A 9314-nucleotide genomic window follows, 5' to 3' on the forward strand; every position below is an offset into this window, starting at 1 on the left:
TGGCGGCGCATCGATCAACGGCGGTTCTGGCCGCGATCGATTTCCCGACGGCCGGACCCCGTCGCCCGGATTCGTATCGACCGACGCAGATCCAAGGAGCCCCAATGACCACGCGACCGGATATCGCCACTGCGCTGGACGCACCCGATTCGGTGCTCGAAGAAGACGAGCAACGATTCGTGAACCAGATTCGCAAGCACGGCTGGTTCCGCACGGAAGTGTTTGCGGAAGCGGACCAACCGGGTTTCTCGTTCACGACCGGGCTCTGGGTCAACCACGGTTTTCCGGAGATCATCGTGTTCTCGATGCCGGCACGCATCGCCCATGATGTGCTGTGGAACGTCTACCGGATGGTCGCGGCCGGCGAGCAGCCGCCGGTCGGAGAAGTCACGGCAACCGTCTACGGCAACGCGAACGCGCTCCTGATGCCGGTGGCGAAAGCACACTATGAAGCCCACCTCGGCTGGAACCGCTGGTTCTACGGTAACGACGATTTCCCGTGCGTGCAGTTGCTGTGGCCCGACCGCGACGGGATTTTCCCCGGGCAGCCCGAAGCCGACGACGCGTTGAACGCGGCGCAGCCACGCCTGTTCGGTTCCGGCGACGAGCGCCACTGACGCACCCGCCGGAACCGCGCGGCCAGCGCGGCCCGATACTACAGGCGCAAGATCGTCGATTTCAGCTCGGTGTATTTGTCGAGCGCGTGCAGCGACTTGTCGCGACCGTTGCCCGACTGCTTGTAGCCGCCGAACGGGAAGTTCAGGTCGTCGCTGCCGTCGCCGTAGCAGTTGACCCACACGGTGCCCGCGCGCAGCCGCCGCGCGACCTGATGCGCCGTCGCGAGATCGGCCGACCACACGGCCGCGGCCAGCCCGTACTCGGTGTCGTTGGCGATCCGCACGGCCTCGTCGACGTCGTCGAATACGATCACCGACAACACGGGCCCGAAGATCTCTTCTCGCGCGATCTTCGCATCGGCCTTCACCTCGAACACCGTCGGCTCGACGTAGAACCCGCCCGTCTCCTCGCGCACGCGCGCACCGCCCGTCACGAGGCGTCCCTCTTCACGCCCGATGCCGATATAGCCCATCACGCGATCGAGCTGCATGCGATCGACGATCGCGCCCATCGTCACCGACGGATCGAGCGGATGCCCGGGCGCGAAACGCCGCGACGCGTCGACCACCTTCGCGACGAAGGCGTCCTTGATGTCGCGATGCACGAGCAGGCGCGAGCCGGCCGTGCACACTTCGCCCATGTTGAAGAAGATCGCGTCGGCGGCCGCCTGCGCGGCGCGGTCGAGATCGGGGCAATCGGGCAGCACGATGTTCGGTGACTTGCCGCCGAGTTCGAGCCACACGCGTTTCAGGTTCGACTGCGCGGCACACGCCATGATCTGCTGTCCGGTGCGTGTCGACCCCGTAAACGCGAGGCAGTCGACATCGCGATGCAGCGCCAGCGCCCTGCCCGGCTCCGCGCCGCCCGGCACGACGTTGAACACGCCGGGCGACATGCCGGCGTCGCGCGCGAGCTGCGCGACGCGGATCGCGGAGAGCGGCGATTTCTCCGACGGCTTCAGCACGACGCTGTTGCCGGCCGCGAGCGCCGCCGCAAACTTCCACGCGGCCATCAGCAGCGGAAAATTCCACGGCACGACGGCCGCGACGACGCCGATCGGCTCGCGCGTGACGAGCCCGACGAGATGATGGTCGGCCGGCACGACCTCGCCGCCGACCTTGTCGATCGCTTCCGCATACCAGTCGACGCAATGCGCGGCGGCCGGCACGTCGATCGCTGTCGTGTCGCCGATCGGCTTGCCGGTATCGAGCGTCTCGAGCAGCGCGAGTTCGTCGAGATGCTCGCGCATCAGCGCGGCCCAGCGCTGCAGCACGGCCTTGCGGGCGCGCGGATTCATGCCGGTCCAGACCTGCGCGTCGAACGCGCGGCGCGCGGCCGCGACCGCTGCGTCGACATCGTCGTCGCCGCAATCGGCCACGTGCGCGAGCACGCGCCCGTCGATCGGGCTCACGCACGCGAAGGTCGCGCCGGTGTGTGCGTGACGCGCCGCGCCGTCGATGAACGCGCGCCCCTCGATCCGCAGTCCGGCCGCGCCGGCTTGCCAGTCTTCGAATGTCCGTTGATTCATTTGGATTCCTGTAAAAATCGGAGAATCACGATCCGGTGACCGGATCGATCGGCGTAAAGATGCCCGCGCGCGCCTCGATCGCCTCGCCCGCGGCGAGACACAGCGCTTCCTGGAAGCGTCCGGCGACGAGTTGCACGCCGGTCGGCACGCCGTCGCGGATGCCGGTCGGCACCGACAGCCCCGGCAACCCGAGCAGCGCGGTCGCGAGCAGCGGCCCCTGCAGGTCGACGATCCGACGCATCGCGTCGTCGCCGCGCAGGTCGGCGTCGATCGGGAACGGACGCGCGCACGACACGGGCATCAGCAGCAGCGGATAACGCGCGAAGAACTGCTGCCAGTCGCGCAGCAGCGCGGTGCGCCGCGCGAGGCCGTTCATGTAGCCGGCGAGATCCAGCGGCGCCGCGAGATTGCGCTGGCTCGCGAACGCGGTGCGGATCGCCGCGTCGCCGTGCTCCATGATCACGTCGCCGAGCCCGCTGCGCGCTTCGTTGGTCACGAGGTCGACCCACAGCGCGCATGCTTCGGCGATCCGCGGCGGTTCCGCTTCCTCGACGATGCAGCCGGCGTCCTCGAGCCAGCGCGCGGCCTGCCGGATCCCATCGGTCACCACCGGATCGGACGGCACGCCCGGCAGCGCCGGGCACACGGCCACACGCGCGGGGAACGCGGCATCGCGCGCGGCCGGGGCAATCGGCATCCACCACGCGTCGCGCGCGTCGCCGGTCGCCATCGCGTCGAGTGCGAGCCGCAAATCGCCGACCGTGCGCGCGAGCGGCCCCTGCACGGACGCGAGCTGCACCGCGAGCGTGCGGTCCTTCGACTGCGTTGGGTTGTATGCGGGGACGCGCCCGGTGCTCGGCCGCAGCCCCGCGACGCCGCACGCATAGGCCGGGTAGCGGATCGAGCCGCCCAGGTCGTTGCCGTGCGCGATCGCACCGATGCCGGCGGCCACGGCCGCGGCCGCGCCGCCGCTGGAGCCGCCCGGCGTCAGCGACGCATCCCACGGATTCGTCGTGCGGCCATGCAGTTCGTTGTCGGTGAACCAGCGATACGAAAACGCTGGCGCATTGCTGCGCCCGATCACGATCGCGCCGGCCTTGCGCAGGTTCGCGGTCACCGGGCTGTCCTCCTGCGCGATCAGGTCCGAAAACGCGCGTACGCCGTTGGTCGTCGCGTGCCCGGCCGTGTCGACGTTGATCTTCACGGTCACCGGCACGCCGTGCAGCGGGCCGACCAGCGCGCCGCGCTCGATCGCCGCGTCGGCATCGGACGCCGCCTGCAACGCGCTGTCGGCCATCACGTCGACGATCGCGTTGATGACGGGGTTCACCTGTTCAAGCCGCTGCAGGCAGCTGCGCGTGAGTTCCGTCGCCGACACGTCACGACGCGCGACGCGTGCGGCCATCTCGGCCGCGCTCAGACGCCACAATTCCTGGGTCATGGTTTGCTCCTCGTTGATCTCGATGATTGGATTGACTCGGCCACGCACTACGTGCGCAACGGTCCGGCCTGCGGTGCGTGCGACGCATAGATCTTGCGGCACGTTTCGACGACTTCCCACGTGCCGCGAAACCCCGGCGGGATCACGAACCGGTCGCCGGCGCGCAGCACGCGCTCGCGGCCGTCCGCATCGCGCACGATCGCGACGCCGCTCAGCATTTCGCAATACTCCGACTCGTCGTACTCGATCGTCCAGCGGCCGGGCGTGCATTCCCAGATGCCGCAACTGAACTGCCCGCACGGGCTGATGTAGTGATGCGACAGCGTCTGCATCGGATTGCCGTCGAGCAGCAGCCCGCTCGGCACGCGGCTTTGCGTGAGCTTCGCCGGCGCCCGCATCAGGTCGACAAGATGCGTGATGTTGGTCATGGTTGCCTCCGGGGCATCAGTGGTTCGAAACGTTTCGGTGCCGCGCGGCCGGTGCGACCCGGCCCGCGCGGGTCAAAGCAGGTCCATCATCCGGTGCCACGTCATCGCGAGCGCCAGCATCGGCGTGCGCAGCGCCCGCCCGCCCGGGAAGTCGCGATGGCGAATCCGGCCGAACAGGTCGAAGCGCGCGGCCTGCGCATCGATCGCTTCCGCGATCAGCCGCCCCGCGAGGCCCGTCACGTTGACGCCGTGCCCGGAAAAGCCCTGCGCGAAGTACACGGTCGGTTCGAGCCGGCCGAAATGCGGCGCGCGATTCATCGTCGCGTCGATCAGCCCGCCCCATGCGTAGTCGATCCGCACATCGGCCAGCTGCGGGAACGTCTTCAGCATGTCGCGCCGCATCGCGGCCGCGAGGTCGCGCGGCGTGTCCGTCGAGCTGCTCGCCTTGCCGCCCCACAGCAGCCGGCGGTCGGCCGTCAGCCGGAAATAGTCGAGCGCCGACTTGCTGTCGCAGATCGCCGCATTGGCCGGCAACGTCTCGGCCGCGCGCGCGTCGCCGAGCGGTTCCGTCGCGATCAGGTAGGTAGCCACCGGAATGATCTTGCGCGCGAGCGCCGGCGCCAGCCGCCCCAGGTACGCATTGCAGGCCAGCACGACGTAACGCGCGTCGACGTGCCCACGCGCGCACGTGACGCGGTGATGCTGCGCCGTTCGATCGAGCGCGAGCGCGGGCGTGTCCTCGTGGATCGTCACGCCGGCGTCGCGCGCCGCCCGCGCGAGACCGAGCGTGTAGTTCAGCGGATGCAGGTGGCCGCTGCCTTCGTAACGGAGGCCGCCGACGTAACGGTCCGATGCGACGAAGCGCGGCATGTCGGCGCGCTCGACGAATTCGTAGCCGCGATAGCCGAAACGCTTCGCCGCGGTATCGCGCCACGCGCGCAGCGCATCGAGGTGCCGCGGCTTGTTCGCGGCGGTCAGGTAACCGAAGGTCAGGTCGCAATCGATGCTGTAGCGCTCGATCCGCTGCCTGACGATGTCGACCGACTCCAGCCCCATCGCCCACACGCGCCGCACGTCGTCTTCCGACAGGTAGGCCGCGAACGTATCTACATCGCACGCGTACCCGGCGATCAGCTGGCCGCCGTTGCGGCCGCTCGCGCCCCAGCCGATCCGCGACGCCTCCACAAGCACGACCGAATGGCCGCGCTCGGCGAGATCGAGCGCCGCGGACAAGCCGGTGAGCCCGCCGCCGATCACGCAGACATCGGCGGTCACGGCCCCGTCGAGCCGCGGATGGCGCACCCGGTTGTTGACCGTCGCTGCGTAGTACGACTGAACATGCTGCTGATTTTCGAACTTGAGCATAAGTAAGACTCGCGAACGGCGTCGCGTCAGAACGCGTAGATGAGTTGGGTCGCGAGCAGGTCGTTCGACTTCACATACGACCCGTCGTGACGCAGGAAGACCTTGTTGCTCGCCCAGTCGTGCCGGTATTCGACCTTCACCGTCACTTGCTGGGTCGGGTAGAACAGCAGGTCGAACGCGGCGGCCTGCCGCGTCGCGCCCTTGCACTCGAAACCGACGCCGCCGTTCGCCTTCGACATGGCGAGGCAGTCCGCGTCGATGCCGAAGCCGTTGTTCGGATCCATCCCGTTGCCGTTCAGGCCGATCGACGAACCGCCGCCGCCGTTCTTGCGGTTCACGAGCAGGTCGTAGCGCAGCGTCGCGCCCATGCGGCCGACCACCGGTGCGTTGAACTTGCGGTGCGCGAGCAGCGACAGCCCGAACCACTGCGCGAGCCCGCCGTTGAACGCGCCGTGCTGCTGCTGACCGTAGTCGAGCTCGGCGTTGTACTGCGCATCGGCGAGCGTGTAGGTTGCGTCGGCTTCGCCGAAGAAGAACGCACCGTACGCGCTCGGCGCGTTGCCGCCCACGCCGTAGCGCACGTTACCGGTGGCCGGGTCGATCGCACTGACCAGCGTCTGGCGGCCGATGTTGATCGAGCCGCCGACGTCGAGCGCGCTGCCACGCATGTAATCGACGCGCGCGGTGAAGGTCGGCACCTTGTTGCTCGTCGTGATCGGGTCGCCGAGCGCATTCACGCCGGTCTGCGTGACCGCACCCGCGCTGCGGAACTGCTCGTTGCCGACGAAGAACTTCCACGCCCAGTGCCCGTCCGCGCTCTGGTAGTTGATCCCCGCGCCGATCGACGAACCCGGATCGGAGAAGTCGTACAGCAGGTTGTGCGTGAGCGTGAGCATCTGGCTCGACTGCTGGTACTCGTAGCCGCCGAAGCCGAGCACGAGCCCGCCGACGAACGAGGTCGTGCCCGACAGCGGCACCGTGACGACCGCCGTGTTCACGATGTCGAGCCCGCTCGCGCCGCTGCCCGTCATCATCGACAGGCCCGCGCCGCGGTTCGGCATCAGCGTGATTTCCGCGGACGGCGCGGTCGGGCCGACGCCGAACGTCTTCTTGATATCGAGGAACACGTCGCCGAACGTGCTGTTGTAATACGTGTACGCGTTCTCATGGTTCGCGAACTGGAACGACGACGTGCCGACGCCGCGGTTGACCACGTAGGTCGGATCGAGGTAGCCGGTCACCGACAGCCCCGCGATCGGGCCCGTGCGCGCGGCGTCGGTCAGCGAATCGACCTTCAGTTGCTGGTTCGCGACCTGCTGCCGGATCTCCGACACGTCGTCGTTGGACAGCACGGCCGGCGCCTGCCCGTAGCCGGGCGCGGACGGTTCGGCCCCCGTCGCGCCGGCAGCGACGTTCGATGTAGCCGGCGCGGCCGGCGATTTCGCGGCGAGTTGCGCTTGCATCGCGCTCATCTGCCGCTGCAGCACCGCGAGTTGCTGTTGCAGCGCCCTGATCTGGTCAGCGCTCGAATTGGCGGCGGCCAACCCCGGCAGCGCACCGGCAATCAGCGCGCAGAGGATCTTCTTTTTCATGAAACGTCTCCTTGTCGTTCGTCACTTCGTGGGATGCGGTACGCGGTCGCGCAGCGGCGGCACGGCCGGTGGGCGCGCGGGCGGCATGGCGGACGGTGAGGCGGGCGTGTCCGGCGCGGATGCCGCATGCCACGCACGCGCGTCACGCGCCTGCCGCCGCTCGCGGGCCAGCATCGCGCGGTTCACGACAACGACGCCGATCGTCACGACCGTGATGAACACCGTTGCGAGCGCATTCATCTCCGGGTTCAGCCCGAGCCGCACGCGCGAGAACACGACGAGCGGCAGCGTCGTCGAGCCGGGGCCCGACAGGAACGCGGACAGGATCACGTCGTCGATCGAGACGGTGAACGCGAGCAGCCAGCCGGACACCAGCGCCTGCGCGATCAGCGGCAGCGTGATCACGAAGAACACCTTCCATGGCCGTGCGCCGAGGTCGAGCGCGGCTTCCTCGATCGAGCGATCGAGCTCCTTCACGCGCGACTGCACGATCACCGCGACAAACGACAGGCACAGCATCACGTGGCCGATCCAGATCGTCAGCCAGCCGCGGCCGGCCGGCCAACCGAAGGTCTGCTGCATCGCGACGAACAGCAGCAGCAGCGAGATCCCTTGGATCACTTCGGGAATCACCAGCGGCGCGTTGATCATCGCCGCATAGAGCGTGAAGCCGCGAAAGCGCCCCATGCGGGCCAGCACGAAGCCGGCCCAGGTGCCGATCGCGACCGACGCGGTCGCCGTCAGCAGCGCGATCTTCAGCGACAGCCACGCGGCCGTAAGCAGTTCGTCGTCGTGCAGCAGCGCGCCGTACCACTTCAGCGAGAAACCCGACCACACCGTCACGAGCTTCGACGCGTTGAACGAATAGACGACGAGGCTCGCGATCGGCACGTACAGGAACAGGAAGCCCGCGCCCAGCACGCACGCGGACAGGATGCGATTCGCGCGGGTCATGGCTGCGCCTCCCCTTCGGCCTGGCTGTAATGGAGCAGCGCCATCGGCACGAGCAGCAGCAGCACCATCGTCACCGTCACGGCGGACGCCATCGGCCAGTCCATGTTGTTGAAGAACTCGTCCCACATCACGCGGCCGAGCATCAGCGTGTTCGCGCCGCCGAGCAGTTCGGGGATCACGTATTCGCCGACCGCCGGGATGAACACGAGCAGGCTGCCCGCGACGATGCCGTTGCGCGACAGCGGCAGCGTGATGCGCCAGAACGCGGACCACGGCGTGGCGCCGAGATCGTTCGCGGCCTCGAGCAGCGTGAGGTCCATCTTCACGAGGTGCGCGTACAGCGGCATCACCATGAACGGCAGGTACGAATAGACCATCCCGATGTAGACGCCCGCGTCGGTGTGATACAGCCGCAGCGGCGTCGCGATCACGTCGAGCGCCGCCAGCGCGTGATTCAGCAGCCCGTCGTCCTTCATGATCCCGACCCACGCATAAACGCGGATCAGGAACGACGTCCAGAACGGCAGCATCACGGCCATCATCAGCAGGTTGCGGCGGGCCGGCGCCGCCCGAGCGATGCAATACGCGATCGGGTAACCGGCCAGCAGGCACATCAGCGTCGACGCGGCGGCCATCTTCAGCGAGCTGACGTAGGTGTTCAGGTACAGGTCGTCCTGCAGCAGCAGCGCGTAATGCTTCAGCGACAGCACGACCTGCACCGTGCCGGCCTCCAGCCGCGCGAGCCCGGTGTACGGCGGAATGCCGAGCATCTGGTCGGCGAAGCTGATCTTCAGCACCAGCACGAACGGCAGCGCGAAGAAGATCACGAGCCACAGGAACGGCACGCCGATCGTCACGCTGCGGCCCGACGGCAGCCAGCGCGACAGTGACGACAAAGCGGAAACGGAAGGTCTCGTCATGGCGTCCTCATTGCGTCAGCACGACGCCGCTGGCCGGCGACCACGACACGAACACGTTGTCGTTCCAGGCCGGGGCCGTGTCGCTCAACAGGTGCGAGCTCGACAGGTTCGACACGACCGTCTTCCCGCTCGGCAGGCGCACGTGATACAGCGAGTAGCTGCCCATGTATGCGATGTCGGTCACGACGCCGCGCGCCCAGTTGTGCTTCGAGCCCGGCTTCTCGCGTGACACGTGCACGCGTTCCGGGCGCACCGAGATGCCGACCGGCATCCCGAGCGGGCCCGTGACGCCGTGGCTCACGTACATGCGTGCCTCGAGGTCGTCGCTTTCGACGAAGATGTGATCGGGCTCGTCCTCGACGACGCGGCCCTCGAACAGGTTGGTCGAGCCGATGAATTCGGCCGAGAAACGGCTGTTCGGAAACTCGTACACCTCGCCCGGCGCGCCGATCTGCACGATCTTGCCTT

9 protein-coding genes are annotated in these 9314 nt (G+C 68.1%); 1 reads left to right on the forward strand and 8 read right to left on the reverse strand.

Annotated features, from left to right (window positions below; genetic code table 11):
• Positions 1–104 precede the first annotated feature (104 nt).
• Positions 105–617, forward strand: coding sequence for a DUF4262 domain-containing protein (locus tag VL15_RS20225; protein WP_053077682.1), 513 nt, complete (start codon positions 105–107; stop codon positions 615–617).
• Positions 618–655: 38 nt separating this feature from the next.
• Here the strand turns inward: VL15_RS20225 and VL15_RS20230 are convergent, their stop codons facing one another.
• From VL15_RS20230 to VL15_RS20265, 8 genes are all read right to left on the reverse strand, one after another.
• The gene (locus VL15_RS20230; RefSeq protein ID WP_048248083.1) at positions 656–2146 is read right to left on the reverse strand and encodes an aldehyde dehydrogenase; all 1491 of its coding nucleotides are present in this window, start codon (positions 2144–2146) and stop codon (positions 656–658) included.
• Between the two features lie 25 nt (positions 2147–2171).
• The gene (locus VL15_RS20235; protein WP_048248084.1) at positions 2172–3587 is read right to left on the reverse strand and encodes an amidase family protein; all 1416 of its coding nucleotides are present in this window, start codon (positions 3585–3587) and stop codon (positions 2172–2174) included.
• Positions 3588–3634: 47 nt separating this feature from the next.
• Positions 3635–4015 (reverse strand): cupin domain-containing protein, encoded by a 381-nt coding sequence (locus tag VL15_RS20240; RefSeq protein WP_053077683.1) that lies wholly within the window; start codon positions 4013–4015, stop codon positions 3635–3637.
• Positions 4016–4087: 72 nt separating this feature from the next.
• Positions 4088–5380, reverse strand: coding sequence for an NAD(P)/FAD-dependent oxidoreductase (locus VL15_RS20245; RefSeq protein ID WP_048248085.1), 1293 nt, complete (start codon positions 5378–5380; stop codon positions 4088–4090).
• 26 nt (positions 5381–5406) lie between these two features.
• Complete coding sequence (locus tag VL15_RS20250) at positions 5407–6972, reverse strand: DUF3138 family protein (protein WP_048248086.1); 1566 nt, start codon at positions 6970–6972, stop codon at positions 5407–5409.
• Between the two features lie 21 nt (positions 6973–6993).
• Entirely contained in the window at positions 6994–7926 is a 933-nt protein-coding gene (locus tag VL15_RS20255; protein WP_048248087.1) for an ABC transporter permease subunit, read from the reverse strand.
• Positions 7923–8846 (reverse strand): ABC transporter permease subunit, encoded by a 924-nt coding sequence (locus tag VL15_RS20260; protein ID WP_048248088.1) that lies wholly within the window; start codon positions 8844–8846, stop codon positions 7923–7925. Before VL15_RS20260 ends, VL15_RS20255 begins: the two co-directional genes overlap by 4 nt.
• Positions 8847–8853: 7 nt before the next feature.
• Positions 8854–9314 (reverse strand): TOBE domain-containing protein (locus VL15_RS20265; RefSeq protein WP_048248089.1); only part of this gene is annotated, 461 nt, incomplete at its 5' end.

This window comes from Burkholderia cepacia, from assembly GCF_001039005.1.
Taxonomy (GTDB): domain Bacteria; phylum Pseudomonadota; class Gammaproteobacteria; order Burkholderiales; family Burkholderiaceae; genus Burkholderia; species Burkholderia theae.